11 protein-coding genes are annotated in these 18,177 nt (G+C 68.6%); 2 read left to right on the top strand and 9 right to left on the bottom strand.

What is annotated here, in order from left to right:
* Positions 1 to 16: 16 nt before the first annotated feature.
* From KK141_RS09575 to KK141_RS09585, 3 genes are read right to left on the bottom strand one after another with little or no spacing between them, the layout of a single operon-like run.
* The gene (locus KK141_RS09575; RefSeq protein WP_214570615.1) at positions 17 to 781 is read right to left on the bottom strand and encodes a hypothetical protein; all 765 of its coding nucleotides are present in this window, start codon (positions 779 to 781) and stop codon (positions 17 to 19) included.
* Positions 782 to 834: 53 nt separating this feature from the next.
* Positions 835 to 2,232 (bottom strand): HlyD family type I secretion periplasmic adaptor subunit, encoded by a 1,398-nt coding sequence (locus KK141_RS09580; RefSeq protein WP_250901669.1) that lies wholly within the window; start codon positions 2,230 to 2,232, stop codon positions 835 to 837.
* Positions 2,233 to 2,252: 20 nt separating this feature from the next.
* A complete protein-coding gene (locus tag KK141_RS09585; protein ID WP_214570613.1) occupies positions 2,253 to 4,445 on the bottom strand; it encodes a type I secretion system permease/ATPase in 2,193 nt (730 codons plus the stop codon).
* A 327-nt stretch (positions 4,446 to 4,772) separates the two neighbouring features.
* Here KK141_RS09585 and KK141_RS09590 point away from each other — a divergent pair, with 327 nt between their 5' ends.
* Both KK141_RS09590 and KK141_RS09595 read left to right on the top strand, forming a co-directional pair.
* Positions 4,773 to 6,569 carry an alkaline phosphatase family protein gene (locus KK141_RS09590; protein ID WP_214570612.1) on the top strand — a complete coding sequence of 599 codons (1,797 nt, stop codon included), beginning with the start codon at positions 4,773 to 4,775 and terminating at the stop codon, positions 6,567 to 6,569.
* A gap of 250 nt (positions 6,570 to 6,819) precedes the next feature.
* Entirely contained in the window at positions 6,820 to 7,677 is an 858-nt protein-coding gene (locus tag KK141_RS09595) for a DoxX family membrane protein (RefSeq protein ID WP_214570611.1), read from the top strand.
* Positions 7,678 to 7,692: 15 nt separating this feature from the next.
* Here KK141_RS09595 and KK141_RS09600 read toward each other — a convergent pair whose 3' ends face one another.
* The 6 genes from KK141_RS09600 to KK141_RS09625 are packed head-to-tail and all read right to left on the bottom strand — an operon-like array spanning position 7,693 to position 18,176.
* Complete coding sequence (locus KK141_RS09600) at positions 7,693 to 9,282, bottom strand: DUF6519 domain-containing protein (RefSeq protein ID WP_214570610.1); 1,590 nt, start codon at positions 9,280 to 9,282, stop codon at positions 7,693 to 7,695.
* A gap of 10 nt (positions 9,283 to 9,292) precedes the next feature.
* Complete coding sequence (locus KK141_RS09605; protein ID WP_214570609.1) at positions 9,293 to 11,530, bottom strand: hypothetical protein; 2,238 nt, start codon at positions 11,528 to 11,530, stop codon at positions 9,293 to 9,295.
* A complete protein-coding gene (locus tag KK141_RS09610) occupies positions 11,527 to 14,682 on the bottom strand; it encodes a putative baseplate assembly protein (RefSeq protein WP_214570608.1) in 3,156 nt (1,051 codons plus the stop codon). The genes KK141_RS09605 and KK141_RS09610 overlap by 4 nt, the downstream gene beginning before the upstream one ends.
* Positions 14,679 to 17,477 carry a putative baseplate assembly protein gene (locus KK141_RS09615; RefSeq protein WP_214570607.1) on the bottom strand — a complete coding sequence of 933 codons (2,799 nt, stop codon included), beginning with the start codon at positions 17,475 to 17,477 and terminating at the stop codon, positions 14,679 to 14,681. Before KK141_RS09615 ends, KK141_RS09610 begins: the two co-directional genes overlap by 4 nt.
* Positions 17,474 to 17,845 carry a GPW/gp25 family protein gene (locus tag KK141_RS09620; protein WP_208399911.1) on the bottom strand — a complete coding sequence of 124 codons (372 nt, stop codon included), beginning with the start codon at positions 17,843 to 17,845 and terminating at the stop codon, positions 17,474 to 17,476. The genes KK141_RS09615 and KK141_RS09620 overlap by 4 nt, the downstream gene beginning before the upstream one ends.
* A gap of 7 nt (positions 17,846 to 17,852) precedes the next feature.
* The gene (locus KK141_RS09625) at positions 17,853 to 18,176 is read right to left on the bottom strand and encodes a hypothetical protein (RefSeq protein WP_167258215.1); all 324 of its coding nucleotides are present in this window, start codon (positions 18,174 to 18,176) and stop codon (positions 17,853 to 17,855) included.
* Position 18,177 lies beyond the last annotated feature (1 nt).

Raw genomic sequence — 18,177 nt, forward strand, 5'->3', positions numbered from 1 at the left:
CGAACGACAGCGGACTTCAATGTTGCGGATGCATCAGCAGGCGCTGGACGCCGGCGCGGATGGCTCGATCGAGCTCGATCATCCGCGCGGCCGGAACGAGGTCGCGGTTGAGCTGGTAGCTCAGCACCAGGCGCTCGGAGAACTGGTAATGGACCTGGCAGTCGTGGGCCCAGATACCCGGGCCGAAGCCGCAGGTGACGATGAAGGGGTGGCCCAAGGGCGTGCCGTAGACGGATGCCTGCGAGGACAGCACGGAGCCGCCCTGCTTCTGGTCCGCATGGCCGGTGCATTCGACCAGGCCGCTGCCAACGTCGCGGCAGGGATGGCGCTTCACCATCATCGCCAGCGTGTTCATGGCGGACAGCTCGCCATACGGGCTGTTGCCGACGCGGGCGACGTTGATGGCTGCCGCGGGTTCGGGCGGCAGGCCCGGCAGCTGGTCCAGCAGCGAGGACTGATGCAGGGAGAGGTTGAGCGTGAAAGCTTCGGCCGGATGATCGGGACAACCGGGCGGCGCATCGCCTGCTGCAGCGGGCGCCGCTGTGCCGGGCTTCGGATAGGGCATCGGATAGATGCCGACGCGATCCGGCGTGCCCGGCACGCGGAACACGTCCTGGCCCAGCGCCACGTAGATCGCATCGTTGGCCTGGCCGTGGCAGGTGCGCGGCATCACGGCCACTTCCGGATCGGCCGGCGCGGGCGGCTCCGCGGCGTGGATCGGCGCACCGCACGCCAGCCCAAGCAAGGCGCTGCACAGCCGATATGAAATGTGGATTGCCATCAGCCCCTTCCCCTTTGACTGCATGCAAGAGCGCCTTGCCGCGCCCGTCCCGATCACCGCTCGCGCATCGCCTCGCTGCCCGCCCTCGTCAACGGCCCGGACAGGTATTCGGCGATCGTCCGCTTGCCGGTGCGGATCTCCGCCGCCAGCGTCATGCCGGCGCCGAGCGTCACGCGCACGCCGTCGGCCATCAGCGACGACTTCGCCAGCTTCACCCGCGCCTTGTAGACCAGCCCCAGCTTCTCGTCCTGGATCGCGTCGTGCGACACGCTGGCGACGGTGCCTTCGAGATAGCCGTAGCGCGTGTACGGAAAGCTGTCGATCTTCACCGCCACGGACTGGCCTTCGCGCACGAAACCGATATCGGCGTTGAGCACAGTTGCTTCCACTTCCACCGGGTCGTCGTCCGGCACCACCGAAAGCAGCTTCTGCGCCGGCGTCACCACGCCGCCCACGGTGTGGATGTCCAGCGATTGCACCGTGCCGTCCACCGGCGAGCGCAGCTGCATCAGCGCTCGGCGCTGCGCGGTGCGCGCCACTTCCGGTTCGAGCTGGCCGATCTGCTCGCTGGCCTTGCGGCGCTCGTCGAGCAGCTGCTGCCGCGTGTCGCTGCGATGCAGGGCCAGCTCCTCGCGGGCGCCGACGATGGCGGATCTCAGCTCCTGCCGGCGGCTCTGCTGCTGGGCCAGGTCGCGCTCGGCAGTGATGCGCTCCTGCTTGCGCAGCAGGTATTCCTGGCGCGGCACATAGTTCTTCGACAGCAGGCTTTCGTAGTCGGCGACCTTGGTGCGCGAGATGTCGAGGTATTGCTCCAGCGGCACGATGGCCGATTCGACCGTGCGCAGCTCCGCTTCGCGCTGGGCCAGCATCGCGTCCAGGCCATGCACCTTGGCGTTGTAGGCGGCGTACTGCCCGTTGGCGAGCTGGCGCGCGGCTTCCTGCCGTTCCGGCGGAAGTTCGGCGGCGGATGCCGCGAGCGGCGCGCCGCTCTCAATCGCAGCGATCAGCGCCGTGGTGCGCCACACGGTGGCGCGCGCATCGAGCAGCGCCTCGCGGGCCTTGTTCGACTCCGCATCGGCGGCGGTGGCGTCCAGCTCCACCAGCAGCTGGCCCTTGGCCACGTGATCGCCATCGGCCACCAGGATGCGGTGCACCACCGCCGTCTCGATCGGCTGGATGGTCTTGGTGCGCCCGCCCGGCACGGTGCGGCCCGGCGCCACGGCGACGATGTCCACCTTGCCCACGCAGGCCCAGATCGCCGTGCAGGCGAACAAGGCCATGATCAGGCGCAGCGTCCAGCGCGGCGCGGCCGCCAGCGGCGTGTCGATCAGTTCCAGGTGCGCGGGCAGGAAGGCGGCTTCTTCAGCGGTGCGGTCCGCCGGCGGCTGTTCGTTGCGGCGTGCCCAGGCTTCCTTCCACACCTCGCGGTAGCGGGCCAGCATGTTGTTCATGGCTTGCATCGTCGCGCCCCTCAACCCTGCTGCAGCCGGTGCAGGCGTGCGAAATGGCCGTCCATTGCCAGCAGCCGGTCCGGCGCGCCGCTCTCGACCACCTTGCCCTTGTCGATCACCACGATGCGGTCGGCCTGCCGCACGGTGGACAGCCGGTGCGCGATGATCAGCACCGTGCGGCCGCGGCAGATGGCGCGCATGTTGTCCATCACGGCGCGTTCGGACTCGTAGTCCAGCGCACTGGTCGCCTCGTCGAAGATCAGGATGCGCGGATCGCCCACCAGCGCGCGCGCGATCGCCACGCGCTGCCGCTGTCCGCCCGAGAGACTGGCGCCATGCTCGCCGACCACGGTGTCGTAGCCCTGCGGCAGGTCCACGATAAAGTCGTGCGCACCGGCCAGGCGCGCGGCCTCGATCACCCGCTCCATCGGCATGCCCGGATCGGCCAGCGCGATGTTCTCGCGCACGCTGCGGTTGAACAGGAAGTTCTCCTGCAGCACCACGCCGAGCTGCCGGCGCAGCCATTCCGGGTCGACCAGGGCCAGGTCGTGCCCGTCGACCAGCACGCGTCCGCGTTCCGGCACGTACAGGCGCTGTACCAGCTTGGTCAGCGTGCTCTTGCCGGAACCCGAACGGCCGACGATGCCGATCACCTCGCCCGCCTTCACGTCCAGGTCGATGCCGGCCAGCACTTCGGCGGTATCAGGCCGGTAGCGGAAACCGATGTTCTCGAAGGTGATGCGGCCCTGGATCGAGGGCAGCGCCATGCGGCTGCTGTCGCCCGGTTCGGTGCGGGTATTGAGGATGTCGCCCAGGCGCGCCACCGAAATGCCGACCTGCTGGAAGTCCTGCCACAGCTGGGCCAGGCGCACGATCGGCGAGGCCACCTGCCCGGCCAGCATATTGAAGGCGATCAGCTGGCCCACCGTCAGCGAACCGTCGATCACCTGCCGCGCGCCGAAGAACAGAATCGCCACACCCACCAGCTTCTGCAGCAGCTGCACGCCCTGCTGGCCGACATTGGCCAGGCGCGTAACGCGGAACGAGGCGCTGACATAGCCGGCCAGCTGGTTGTCCCAGGTGCGCGTCATACGCGGCGCCACCGCCATCGCCTTGACGGTGCCGATGCCGGACACGGTTTCCACCAGGAAGGACTGGTTGTCCGCGCTGCGCGCGAACTTCTCGTTGAGCCGGCGGCGCAGCACCGGCGTGATCATCGCCGACCAGATCGCATACGCCGGCAGAGACAGCACCACGATCAGGGTCAGCCAGCCGCTGTAGAAGAACATCACCGCCAGGAATACGAAGGTGAACAGCAGGTCCAGCACCGAGGTCAGCGTCTGCCCGGTAAGGAAGTTGCGGATGTTCTCCAGCTCGCGCACGCGAGCCACGGTGTCGCCGACGCGGCGCGATTCGAAATAGGCCAGCGGCAGCGCCAGGATATGGCGGAACAGGCGCGCGCCCAGCTCTACGTCGATGCGGCTGGTGGTGTGCGCGAACACGAAGGTGCGCAGGCCGCTCATCAAGGCATTGAAGACGGTGATCACGATCAGGCCGACGGTGATCACCGCCAGCGTGGTCATGGCGTGGTGCACCAGCACCTTGTCCATCACCACCTGGAAGAACAGCGGCGTGACCAGCGCGAACAGCTGCAGGAACAGCGACACCAGCAGCACTTCGCCGAGCAGCTTGCGGTACTTGACGACGGCGGGAATGAACCAGGTGAAGTCGAAGCGCGCCAGCTCCGCCACCAGCGAGGCGCGCGAGGCGGCCAGCAGCAGGCGGCCCTGGTAGCGCAGCGCGAACTCGTCCTCGCCCAGGATGGTGGTGCGGCCGGTGGCCGGGTCCTGGGTCAGCACCCGGCCTTGCGCAACCTTGGCGATCAGGAAAGCCGCGCCGTCGTCGCGCAGGGCCAGCGCCGGCAAGGCCTGGTTCGCCACGCGCGCCGCCGGCACTTCCAGCACCTTGGCCTTCAGGCCCAGGCGCTTGGCGGCGAGCAGCAGGTCGTTCTCGGTAAAGCGGGCGCCGCCGATGCCGGCCTGATGCCGCAGCTGCGCCTCGTCGGCGGCGATGCCGTGGAATTGCGCCAGCAGCACCAGTCCGCGCAACGCCGCATCGGGTGCGCCGGCTTCGGGTTCGCGGTCTGAATGGGCCGGGGTATCGGCGGCACCGGCCGTAGCTTCCCCGCCGGCCTCGCTCGGCAACGCTTCCATGCACCCTTCCCCTGGTGAAAGCGCCGCCCCCAATGACGGCGCGACTGAAGCAGCCTGCTTCAGCCCGGCGCAAGATTATTCGGGCTTCGGGGTGCTTGTCGAGATTCCTTGCGGAATTTTGCCCGGCTCGTCACAGAGCCCTGCCGGAGCCCTCCCTGGCGGCCTCCGGCAAAGCTTGACCCGTGGATCACGCCCCAGTGCACAGGCCCGCGCAAAGCCTTGCCATGAAAAGGTTTACCTCGCGCCTTGTCACGCCGCTGTTGCGGGACAGTCACCGAGCATCCCCACCCTGCGCCGCTTTTTCATCCCAACAACGGAGGTAGACCCATGCGTGGAAAACGTGCTTTGGCTCTGGCGAAATTTCCTGCGGCGATGGCGCTGTTCGCCCTCGCGGCCAACCCGGCCTTCGCCGCTACCAGCGGCAACCTGATCGTGGGCGGCGATGGCGAGGCGGGCACCTGCACCACCGATTGGTCGGCGGTGACCACGGTGCCGGGGTGGATGGTGACCCAGGGCAATCCGTCCGTGGCCTGTTACAGCGTCGGCGGTTTCAGCACGCCGGCCGGTGGAACGCCGGGGCGTGCGTTTATCGCGGATGGTCCGTATGGCGATTCGGCGCTGCGCCAGGTGGTGGATGTGTCGTCGGCGGGTGCGGCGATCGACGGCGGTGGCGTGAGTTTCAATCTGTCGGGCTGGCTTGGCGGTTACGGCGCCTATAACGGCCAGGCTGTGCTGACGGCCAGTTTTCTCGATGCCGCGGGCAAGCCGCTCGGCAATCCGGCGCAGCTGTCCGGCGTGAACGCGTCGGCGCGCGGCAGCCAGACCGGATTTCTTGCACGAGCCAGCACCGGCGCCGTGCCGGCCGGCACGCGTTCGATCGCGGTGCTGCTGCAGTTCACCAACACCTCGGCCTCGTACAACATCGGCTATGCGGACAATCTCTCGCTGACGTTGTCCACGCCGGTCACTGCGCCGTCGCTGCAACCGCCGACGTCGAGCGTGCCGGCCTTCGACCATGTCTTCGTGATCATGATGGAGAACACCGACTACACGCAGGTGATCGGCGACACCACGAACGCGCCCTATATCAACAGCCTCGCCAACCAGGGCGTGCTGCTGGTCAACCACAGCGGCGTCTATCACCCCAGCGACGAGAACTACCTGGCCATCGCCGGCGGCGACACCTTCGTCAAGGGCGCCATCTACTACCCGAACATCCACGTGACGGCGCCCAGCATCGCCGACGAGATCGAGGCCAAGGGCAAAAGCTGGAAAGCCTACGAGCAAGGCATGGGCACGCCCTGCAACACCAGCAACAACAACGACAGCTACTACGAACCGGACGACGCGCCGTTCATCAACTTCAGCAATATCGCCTCCAACCCAACGCGCTGCGCCGCCCATCTGGTCGACACGACCCAGCTGAGCGCCGACCTGCAGTCCGCCGCCACCACGCCGAACTTCGCCTGGATCGCCGCCGACGACTACTACGACGGCGAAGCGTCGGGCAACGGTTCCGCCGCCAGCCTGAAGACGCAGGACGGCTGGCTGAAGCAGACGCTGCAGCCGATCTTCAACTCGCCGGCGTGGACGACGCAGCGTTCGCTGGTGGTGCTGACCTGGGACGAGTCGGCATCCAGCAGCGGCAACCATATCGCCACCGTGCTGCTCGGTTCGCAGGGGCTGGTGCGTGCGGGCAAGACCAGCAATGCCAGCTATAACCACTACAGCATCGGGCGCACGATCGAAGCGGCATTGGGCCTCGGTGCGTTGACGGCCAACGACCAGTATGGGCAGCCGATCAACGACGCCTTCGTCGCGACTTCCGGCACGGGCACGGCATCGTTGTCGACCACCATGCCGTCGATCACCAAGGGCCAGTTCATCGCGTTCGCCTTCGACACGCCGTTCGCCCAGGTCAGCGCCAAGAACTGGATCGGCATCTATCCGCAGGGCGGCAGCCCGGGGCATGGTTCGTCCACCAGCTGGCAGTACACACCGGCAGCGAGCGGCACGGCCACGTTCGATACCTCGGGACTGGCGCCGGGCAATTACACGGCGTGGTATTGCAATAACGATGGCTACACCGTGATCGCTGGGCCGGTGTCCTTCACCGTGCACTGAGCAAACGGCAAGCTTTTTCCGTTTCGCCTGTAGAAGCCAGGAAGAACTTTGCGAAGTGGAAGCGCAACTTCGCAGGGTTCTTCCCGCTTGTTTTCGCCGCAGCTTTCTTTCTCTCGAAGCGTATTGCATCGACCCCGCGAATCCGCCTATAACGCGCTTCGCGCAGGCCGTCGTGTCCGTGTGCGCAAGTCCGATAGCGATCCATCTTTCAGCCACTGCCGTGCGCCGCGCGCCACCAGGGAGACAGGGTATGGAACGATCGATTCAAGCTGGCAGCGGCGCTTTTGCCGCAAGCGCATCCGATGCCAGCCCGATGCGTCCGGCGTATATCGCATTCGCCCTGGTGATGGCGGCACTCGGCATCATCGGCCTGGTCTACGGCGACGTCGCCCTGGTGTGGCAACGCATTCCGATCGAGAACATGCCCGGGCAGCATCTGCTTGCCTATGCATTTGCGTTGATCGAACTGCTCACCGGCATCGGTCTGCTGATCCGCTCTTTCGCCAGGCCTGCAGCCGCCGTGTTGTTCGTCTACATGGCGCTATGGGCCGTACTGCTGAAACTGCCGGCCGTGGTCGCCGTGCCGCGGATGGAGGCGACGTGGCTGGGCTTCGGCGAGATTGCCGTGGTCCTTGCCGGCGCCTGGGTGATCTACGCCTGGCTGGCGAACGGCAAGGCCTTCCTTGCCGGCCCCAAGGGCATCCGCAACGCGCGCCTGCTGTTCGCCCTTTCGCTGCCGATGATCGGCCTCTCCCACTTCTTCTACAGCCAGCAGACCGTGGAATTCGTCCCCGCCTGGCTGCCTTCGCCGCTGAGCTGGGCGTACATCACCGGGGCCGGAAGCATCGCGGCCTGCCTGGGTGTCCTGTTCGGTGTCTTTCCGCGGCTGGCCGCGATGCTGGAAGCGGCCATGCTTGCCGTGATCACGCTGCTGGTGTGGGGGCCGAAGCTGTTCGCGATGCCGCTGGATCGCACGGCAATCACGGCGTTTGTGATTTCCGCGGCCATCGCCTGCGGCGCGTGGCTCGTCGCCGAGTCATACGAAGGCCTGCCGTGGCTGGCCACCGGCGCGCCCGCATGGAAGACACCGTCCGCCGCATCGGCGTGACGGTGTCTCGATGGGCTAAGTCCCTTTCTTCTTGGCCGTCGCCGCCTTCTTCGCCGCCGGCGCCGCCACCGCCATCGGCTTGAGATCGACGGCATTGGTCGCCCGCCGGTCCGACTGGTCCATGATCAGCGAACACAGCGAATCGAAGCGGCAGCAGCATTCGTTGTAAGCGCCCTGCACGCCGAGGCAGCCCAGCACCGCCTGGTGATGCATGCCGCTGGAGCGGACCAGCGCCGCCGTGCCATCCGGCGCCTGCGGCCAGTCCAGCGTGCCGTTGCCGGCGACCCTGGCAGGGATCACCCAGTAATCGCCGTTGGCGTAGAGGCCGCCGGCCTGGAAGCTGATCTGCACGCCGTCTTCCAGCTCGATGGTCTGGCCTTCCAGCAGCGGCACGCAGCCTTGGCCGTCGAGATCTTCGCTCTGATCCCAGCGGCGCAGCAGCGGATGCCGCGCAGGGTCGTTGCTGACGGCATACGGCGTGACGTTCTTGGGTACGGTCAGCGTCACGATGCCCTGGGCCACGTCGATCGCCATGACCTGCAGCAGCGGCGCGGCCATCTGCGCCAGCGTGTACTCGTCGTCGACCAGCTCCACCCAGTCGTTCACCGCCAGGCCCAGCCGCTGGTCGCGGCCCAGCGTGGACAGCGATACCGCCAGCTGCGCGCTGCCATCGTTCTGCGGCGTGCTGATGGCGCCGATGATCGGGAAGATCACCGAACCGTTCTCGCGCGACCATTTGACATTGGTACCGGACGGCGAACCCACCGTACCCGCGGCGCCGCCCTGGTGGATCTCCACGCGGTACAGCTGGTTTTCGCAGCCGCGGTAGCGTGCATCGGCGGCGATCACGCAGGGATCGCTGTCGGAAGGGATCGGGCCCAGTTGCGCGCGCAGCTGCGGCCACGCATAGGCGGCGCGCGCGCCGAGCAGCTGGCGCAGCGAAGGACATGGGTCGCCGTTATTGGTGGCGCCGCCGCCGGCGGCGATGCTGTTGCGCAGCTGGGCGACGTCGGTGATCTGCTGGTTGATCGCCGCCTGGTCGGTGCTGCTGACCGCCGCTTCCAGGCGCACCTTCAGCGCGGCCGTCACCGCATCCAGGCGGGCGGTCAGTGTCGCCGGGTCGAGATTGAGCAGGCGCACCTGCCACACCGTCTGCGCACGCGAGGCGGTGTCCACGCCATTGAGCGCGAGGTCGGCGATCTCCGACGCCTCGATCGCGCTCAGGTGCCGCTCCCATACGTCCAGCCACAACGCGAAATTGTTCGGCGGCTTGTTCCAGTCGCCGCCGGAATCGGCCGGCGCCGGCGCATACGGCTGGCTATCCAGCGTGCACATCGCCTCGTTCTGGCACAGGATGCCGTCCACGTAGAAATGGCCGGGCGCCAGTTGCCAATCCGCCAGGTGCTGCTGCGTGGTGATCGCAAAGCCGCTGCCCGGCGCCCAGCAAGGGCCGACCAGGTCCGCGATCATCGTGCGCAGCAGGAACAGCTGGATGCCGGCCTGCTCGTTCCAGTCCGCTTCCAGCGTCACCCGGCCCTGCTGCTGCATGACCTGGCTGTAGTGTCGTGCCGGGTCGAACGTGACACGCGCAAAGTCGCCTTTCATGGTCGATCTCCTAACTTGCGAAAAGAATTCCGGCATCGGTATCGGCGGGTGTGTATTCCTGCAGCCGCCAGGCCAGGTTCGCCTCGCGCTGCGGCTCGTACAGGTCGTGGTACACGCCCATCGCGGACTGGTCGGACGCACCCGCGCGGATCTCGTCGCAGGTGCCGTCGTCCAGGCGGGCGTAGTCGGGCGTGCCGTAGCGCAGGCTGCGGAACTGCGGCACCACGCGCAGCGTTTCCTGCGGCTGCTGCGCCTTCGGCACGGCATCCAGCGCCAGGTCCGGCTGGCAATGGAAGCGCTGCGGCGTGCGCGAACCCGGCGGCACGTAGCAGAAACGCACGCAGCCGAACTGGCGGCGCAGCACGCGCACATGGCTGGCGAAGATGCAGTCCTCGGCCAGCGGGATGGTGTGCGCCTGCACCTCGCCGATCACCGTGCAGCGCTGGAAACTCGCCTGCACGTAGGCCACCGCCTCGTCCGGCGCACCGAGCGCGATGCGTTCGATGCCGGTGGCGTCCACCACGCTGTCGCAGATCTGCAGCGCGGGCGGCTCGCCGCGGCGTACCGGGCTGACCACCGAGATCGCGCCGACGATGCTCTGCTCGATGCGCAGCGAAGCGCGCGTGCCGTCCAGGGTCACGCTGGGTTCGCCCGGGCGCTTCGGATCGCAGTCGCATTGCAGCGCCCAGCCGGGCACCAGGGTGCAATGGCGGATCACCAGCTCGCACAGGTCCGGCTGCGGCTCGGTGCCTTCGGTGTCTTCCGGCCCGTGCACTTCCACGCCGCGGCCGACGATCAGCAGACCATCGAGCAGCACGCGGCTGCCGTTGGCGCCGCCGATATTGAGCGCGTCCGGCTGGCTGGCACGTACGTCGAGCAGGCGCAGGATCGGCCGCGTGCGTTCCGCGGCGCGCAGCTGGATCGCTTCGCCGGCGTCGAGCTGCAGATCGATCGCCCCTTCGTAGATGCCGCTTTCGGCCAGCTCGATGATCAAGGCGCGCAGCGACGGATCCACCGCCTTGGCCTGCGTCCATGCGCCCAGCGCATCGGCGATGCTGGTGAAATGCCCTGGCGGCAGCGGCGCCGGATCGGCCACGGGCAGCACGGTGTGCACGATGTAACGCGTGGCGTTCTCCAGCTCCGGCACCAGCCGCGCATACTCGCCGCCGCCAAGATCCGCGGCGAAGCCGTAGTTGTAGGAAACCCATACGCCGCGCTTCGGCCGCTGGTTCGCCGGGAACAGCAGGCGCCCGGTTTCCGGATCGACCGCGACGCGCCCGCGCGGCACCTGGTAGCGCCAGGCGGAGAGGTCGGCCGGGATCAGCGCCTCGATCGGCACCGGCATGCCCTGCCCCTTCGCCGGCCAGTCGGGCGCGTAGACCAGCACGCTCTTGCCGGGGCCGTATAAGGCTGGCGACACGCTGGCGTAATCGGCCATCGGGCCGCGCTGCGCAAAACGGTAGCGGCGCAAAGGCACCGGCAGGTTGTGCTCGCGGGCGATATGCGTGGGCTGCGTTTCGGCATCGGGCCGCTGGAACAGCGGCGTGTCGTTGCCGAGCACGCTGAAGCTGAAGCACTGCGGCCCGCGCTCTTCCAGGCAGTACGCGGGCGTCGTGGTGACCGGATAACTGCGCAGGCGGAACACGAACAGGCCGACATCGGGAATGCCGTAGCGGCCACGCTGGTGGGCGCTGCCGAACCGGCGAACGTCCACGCTGTGCGCGAGCGGATCGAAGGCGCCGCCCGCCCAGGTAATACGCTGCATCACGCCAGGGTCGCGCAGATCGGCGGTGCCGCCGCGGTGCGGATGCTGATGGTCCAGATGCTGCGTCCAGCCCAGCAGGCGGTAGAACTCCACCGCGCGCGCCGGCCAGCCGGCGGCGTCGCGCGCTAGGTCTTCCAGCAGCGACAGCGTGCCCTTGCGGCGGCGCGCATCGATGGTGTTGGCCACGTCGGCGCGCGGCGCCAGCACGCGTCCCAGCCGGGCGCCGTGCACGCTGCCGTCGGCCAGCGTCGCCGCTTCCGGCAGCAGCGAGTAGCCGAGCAGGTCGCCGATATACGGCACCACCCAGTCGTCGCAGGTTTCGATAAACCAGTTGTCGTACAGCCGCGTAATGTCCTGCTCCAGCACATTGGCCTGGGTCGACAGCACGCGCAGCAGGTCGCGCAGCGGATAGCCCTGATCCGCATCGCGCATGCGGTACACCACAGGCATCAGTTCATACAGGCGGTCGGGGTTGGCGCTCATGGCGTGGCCTCCTGCAGCAGCAGCGTGTCGGGCACGGTGGGCAGGAAGTAGGCGATCTGCGCCGGCAGCGGCAGGCCGTCATCGTCGTAGCGCGCCGGCAGCGCCTGCACGCGCTGGTTGACCAGGGACTGGCTGCCGGTGCCGTTGGCCGAACCGGTGGTGTTGAGGAACGACAGGTTGCCGATGCTCTCGCCCTTGTCGCCGTTGTTGTCGCCGCCGACGCCGAAGCCGGCCAGCACCGCCGCTTCGTCCAGATGGCCGAACGCATCCGCGTCCACCCAGGCCACGCCGCGCACCGCCTGGATGCAGGCGACGATCTCGCTCAAGTACACGTTTTGCGCCAGCCCGCGCCGCTCGAAGCCGAAGCGCTCCAGCAGAGCCGCGCGCACCAGCGGCTCCACCGCCTCCCAGTTGTAGTCGGGCGCCAGGCCGATCTTTGCGCTCAGCGTCAGCGCCAGCAGCTCGCGCACGTCCAGGCTCACCGGCAAGGACGGATCGCCGTACTGGCGCAGCGCCTGCAGCAGGTTGCGGTACAGATCGGAGGTGGCATCCACCGCCACGTCCGCCGCGCCGGCGATGGTCACCCGCACCTGGGTGCCCAGCTTCGCCGCCGCGGCCTTGCCGACGCCGCCGAAGGTGCGGGCGAAGTCGGCGTAGTCGGTGATCGACACCAGCCGGTCCAGCGCAAGCACGGCCAGCGGCACGTTGCCCCGCGCCTGGTCGCGGGTTTCCGGATCGGCGCCGCCGGACGCGCGCAGCGGGTTGATCACGTTCTTCACGCCCAGCGGCTTGGTGGTGAGCAGACTGATCTGCCCGGCCTGCACATTGCCGCTGGCGCCGATGCCGTTGCGGTACACCGCGGTGATGTTTTCCACCCCGGTGGGCAGGCGCGCGCCGTGCGCACCGTCGCCGAAGATCACGCTGGTCTTGCCGCTGTCGTCGGTGGCGGTGACGAAGCGGCGCGCATTGCCGTCGACAAAGGCCAGGTTGCGCACCTCGTGCCATTCCACCTGGTTGACGCGCACGGTGAGCGTGCTCAGCACGCCGTCCACGGTTGCCGCGGATACATAGGTAAGCGGCGGCTGCTTGAGCGCGAACGCCTGCATCGGCACGCTGCCGTCGCCGCTGCCCAGCACCTCGTTGCGCGTCTCGCCGTTGGTAGCGCGCACCACGTTGGCGAAGATCGACACGGTGCCGCGCTGGTAGGTATAGGCCAGGCCCTGGTTGGCGAATACCAGGGTGCTGTGCACGGTGTCGCCCGGCAGATCCGGCGGCACGCCCTGCTCCACCGCCAGCAGCATCACCAGTTCGGAGGCGATGACCGCGTCGGTGCCGGGCACGTCGGTGCGCTGGCCTTGCACGATCACCCAGCGGCCGGGCTTGAGTCCATCGACCGGCGCATCAAGCGTGACTCGCGTGGCGCCGTCGTTCGGAATGCCGGCGCTGGTGGCGTCGACGTTGCCCATGTCGTCGGCAATCGACAGCACGGCCAGCGGCAGCAGCTCGCTCTGCGCATGTACCAGGCTGCTGCGCAGCGTCGCTTCGCTGGGTGCCGGCCAGGTCGCGCCGGTGGCGTTGGAGGAACCGGCCAGGACGACCTGGGTGCTCTTGCCGCTCATGCCGTAGTCGCTGTGCGGCAGCGTGTGCGCCGCCTGGACCTGGCCGATCACGGGCAGATCCTTGCCCGTGGTGTGGATCATCACGTAGCCGCCGGCGCTGACGCCGTCATAGGCATTGTCCAGCCACAGCACGTTGTCCTTCTCGTCCATGCTCAGCGTGCCGGGCTGCGGCTTGGAGATCCATTCGCTGTTCGTGCTGTCGTAGGTCTGCACGATGCTCACCGGCGCCGGCGCGTTGTAGCCGAACAGCGGCGCGGCCACGCGCATGGCGTAGACCCCCTTCAAGGCAGGCGAAGGCTCGCCGTGCTGCACCTGGGTCCAGGCGTTGTAGAAGCTGTCCATCAGCGGCCGGGCGAAGTTCAGCAGCAGCTGCGGCCGTGCATCGCTGGCCAGCCCCAGCGCGGTGGCCAGGCTGCGCTGCAGGCGCAGGCTGTTGGCCGGCTGCAAGGTCACCGGCTGGATCAGCGCCGCGAACAGCGCACCGAAATCCGCATAGTTCGAACCGCCATTGCCGCTGTTGCCGAAGGCCTGCTGCACGGTCTGCATGAAATCGATCACCGGCTGCGGCGCGGTCTGGTAGCCCTCCAGTTCGCTGAAATCGTGCGCGAAACTGGTGAAACTTCCGGTGTTGCTCACTTCGAGCAGCAGCTTCTGGCGCACCGATTCGATGCTCTCCAGCCAGCCGGTGTTGGTATAGGCCAGCAGGCCGATCGCCTTGTTCGCCGCCGTCAATATCTGCACGGTCACCGCATCCACCGACTGCAGCACCACGCGGCTGCGCTGCTGTTCCGGCGGCAGCACGGCGCCGGTGGCCGGGTCGCGCTGCTGCACCTCCACCGACTGCACCCGCCGTATGGCGCTGACGCCGGTGCTCAGCTCGCCGAACAGGAACAGCAGCGGGTCGTTCAATTTCAGCTGCGTATTGGCGCTGGCCACCCACAGCTCGCCGAGGCCGCCGATGGTGGCGAGCGAGATGTTCTGCGGCTGGGTCAGGCGCGGCCGCAAGGTGTTCCACTCGCGGCGCGCATCCAGCGCTTCGGCGGTCTCGAAGGTCTGCATCTGCTCGCCCGGCGCCGGCACCGACTGCGCCTTGGCGCCCAGCGGGATGGTCACCGCGGTCGAGTTATCGTCGATGGTGTAGGCCAGGTAGACGCTGGCCGCCACGCCGGGGCGCAGCCGGTAATCCACCAGCCGGCCCAGCTGCAGCACGGAGCAGCGCTCCGTGGCGGTGCGCAGATAGCCTTCGTTGGCGATGCGCTCCTGGTAGAAGCTCAGCACGTCGGCGCCGATGGCCCAGGCATCGAGCAGGGCCATCGAGGGATCGTCCAGCTCGCGCGTGCGCAGGCCCTGCAAGGCGGGCAGCGCCGCATCGCTGAGATCCAGCTGCATGGTGGCGCGGAAATCGGCATAGGTGCCGACGCGATAGACCAGGCTGTCCAGCCCGGGCCGGTTGTAGAGGGATCGCGGCGTGCGCGCGCCGGCGCCGCATCCGCAGGCGCAGGCGTGCTGGCCGCAGGCGCTGCAGCAACTCATCGGCCACCTCCCATGATGAACGCGATGCTGCCGTGGTCGGGATGGTCCGGATCGTTGTCGACCTGGGCCAGTTCGGTGCCTGCCAGATGCAGCAGGCCGTCGTCCGGCGCGCCGCTGCCGCCCGACATAGCGGTGTCGTCGTCCATGCGCTGCAGCGTGCGCACTTCGACGTGCGCCACGCCGACCACCGCCTGCGCCTCGGCCATCAGCGCGCTGACGCTGACGGCGGCGCCCAGGCGCAGCCGGTCCGGATGGAAGAACCCGGGCGTGCCGTCGCTGCGCAGGCCGGCGCTGAAGCGCTCGATCAGCGCCGCCTCCACGTGCGCCGTGAGGAAATCCGGCAGCACGCAGACGAACAGTTCGATGCGCAGCGGCACGTAGCGCGCGGGCAGCACCGCCACGTCGTGGCCGATGCGGCGGTACGGCTGCAGGTCGGCCAGCACGCGTGCGGCGAGGCTGGGCGGCAGCGTGTCGCGGCCCAGCGGATCGATCACCACGTCGGCCTCGTACCAGCTGCCGTTCCAGGCCATGGCGCAGGCGGCGCCTTGCACGGCCGGCTCGCTCGCCGCGAACTGCGCGTAGTCGTTGGCCACGATCGCCCGCAGCGGGTGGGCGCGGAACGCACCCGGCGCATAGAGCTTCACTTCAGCCAGCGTTTCCGCCGCCTGTCCGCCGCCGGCCGCCAGCGGATTGCGCGGCACCAGTCCGTCCGGCACCACGCCGTTGCGCAGCGCTATCCACACGATGCTTTCGCGGCCGACATTGCCCGCGGTGCCGTTGCCGATGCGCGTGCGCGCGCGGAAGAAATCGCCGGCCTGCGGCTGGCGGCCGAGCACGCCATCGCCGAAGCGCAGATGCGCCGCGCCGTCGTCGTCCACCTCGACCACGAAGTGGCGCTCGTCCGCGCCGCTCTCCAGCAGGTCCTGGCGCGAATCCCAGCGCCATTGCGCATCGGGCGTGCCGGCAATAAGGATGTCGCCGAGCGCCCCGCCGTAGACGTCGAGCTGCGGCAGCGCGGTGCGCGGATCGCGCGCCAGCAGCTGGCAGACCGGCGCATTCGGCGTACCCGGCAAGGGCTCGGCCCAGGTCAGCGGCGTGCCCGGCACGACATGGCCGGTCTCCGAAGGCGGGCGCCGCACGTCCAGCACCGCGCCCTCGCAGCGGCAGCAGCCGTACTCGGTGCTGCCGGGCACCAGCCAGCAATCCTCGGCCAAAGCATCGCAGCGCTGGCAGGCATCGGGCATGGCGGCGCGCGCGGTGGCCAGCCCCGGATAGTCGTCGTCGCCCTGCCCGGGCGGCGTGCACAGCGCCGAGCAGTCGCACTTGCCGGGCACGTGGTCGCCATGATCGACCAGCAGCACATTGCCGCGCGCCAGGCTGACATCATGCAGCCACGCGCAATCGGGCGATGGCTTGCGCACCGACAGGCACAGGTCGAACGGCAGCGCATCGCAAGGATCCCAGCCCACCTGCAGCAGCAAGGTGCCGTCGAGCGGGTCGGCAATGGGCTGCACGGAGGTGAGCCGCACGGCGTGGCGATGTTCCGGGTTGGCATCCGCCGGATTGCCGGTGACCGGACCCAGCACTTCCTCGAAGATCAGCAGATCGCCGACCTGCAGCGTCAAGGCGCGCTGCGGCGCGGCCATCGCCGCGCGCGCCACGTCGACCGTCGGCGTATTGCCGCCATCGCCGGTCCCGGTTCCGGGCGTGGTCGCGGGACCCGACGGCACCGCCAGCGGATCCACCAGCACCACCTGCGTGCTTCCGCGCGGCAGGCAGCACAGCTCGTCGCCCCAGGTGTAGAAGCGGATCGCGCAATTGGCGGCGCTCACCGTGATCGTGGTGGCCCCATCCAGCGCCATCGGCTCGAACACCAGCGCCCCTTGCGCCCGCGCCTTCTCCAGCTGGTCGGCATTCAAGCCGCCCGGCGTGGCATCGGGTTGCGCGGGCGGCGGCACCAGCAGCAGCAGATTGTCGAGATCGAGCGTCGCCTCGCCCGCCGGCAGCTGCAAAGCCACCAGCGCGCGCGCATTGCAGCCTTCGTGCATGCGGTAGTCGACCAGCCGCGCATGCCGCCGCACCGAAATGCGCCGGCGCGCGGTGGCGAGATACGCCTCGGTCGCGACGGCGTCCTGGTAATAGCTCAGGTAATCGGCGGTATAGGCCAGCGTCTCCACCAGGGCGATGCCGATATCCGGTACGTGGCGTTCTTGCCACGCGGGTGCGTCCAGCGCCATGCGGTCGAGAAACAGCTGGCGGAAGCTCGCATAGTCCTTCGCCAGATAGTTGATCTCCGGCGGCGGCTCGGGCGTTTCCACGCAAGGCGTGACGGCGGCGCAGTCCAGCTCCTTGGCGCAGCCCAGGCGGAAGCGCAGGCCTACGCAGGCATAGCGCGGATCAAAGCCGGGGTACGCCATCCACTCGGCAGGATCGTTGCCGGACGCGGCATCGACCAGGCACAGGCAATACGGCGAATGGTCGCCTTCGCGGTCCAGCACCACGCGCAGGCAGGCGTCGTCGTGCATCTCCGGCTCGTTCTCCTCGCTTACCGCGAGCACGCGCAGGCCGGTGATGCGGTCGCCGCCGCTGATCCGCACATTGGCGACGGCCATACCTTCGGGTATCGGCCCGAACAGATGCACGCACAGCGTGACTCCGTCATCGCCGACTTCCACAAAGTCGATGCCGTTGAGCTGCCCACCCAGGCGCAGCCGTTCGCGCCGCGCCTCCAGCGAACAGGACGGCGGCAGGCCGCAGCCGATGGGGACCGGAAGCAGCGTCGCGTCGGTGCTCATGTCGCGCTCCCGCGGATGCTGGCGGTGCGCACGTCGCCGGTGGCCAGCACGGTGTAGCTCAGATCCACCTGCAAGGTGGCGTCGTCGCTGGTGACCTCCAGCGAACCCACATTGATCACGTCGCCCAGATAGCGCTGCAGCGCCGCCTGCAAGGTGAACTGCAGGGCCGCGGCGATCTCCGGGCTGTTCGGCGCGAACACCATCTGCAGCAGGCCGCTGCCGAAGTCCGGCCGGTTCACCCGCTCGCCCGGACGGGTGAACAGCAGCTGCTCGATCATGTCGCGCACGTGGTCGTCGTCATCGGTGAGCGCGGTGCGGCCGCGGCGGTCGAAGGCGAACGGAAAGTCGATGTTGATGGCGGGATCCATGACGTCCTCACATGGCGGTGACGCGCATCTGGCTGGCGACGATCAGCAGCGGCGTCGCCGTCGGCGCGCACAGCGCCTGGCTGTCGAAGCACAGCAGCGGCTGTCCGTTGGAAGTGACCCGGGTCGCGCTGGTCATGAACTGCGCGCTGACGCAGGGGCCGTTGGCCGCGGGCGGCGGCGGGAAGGTGCAGCCGGCCACCACCCATGGCCCGGGCATGGCGACCGTGGGCTGGCCGCTCACCGTCACGCGCGGATTCGGCACCGTGGCCTGCGCCTGCCCGCCGTGCGAGCAGAGCACGCTGGCGCCGACATGGATAAGGAAGCCCGGCATC

Source organism: Dyella sp. LX-66, assembly GCF_018599165.1.
GTDB classification, from domain to species: Bacteria; Pseudomonadota; Gammaproteobacteria; order Xanthomonadales; family Rhodanobacteraceae; genus Dyella_D; species Dyella_D marensis.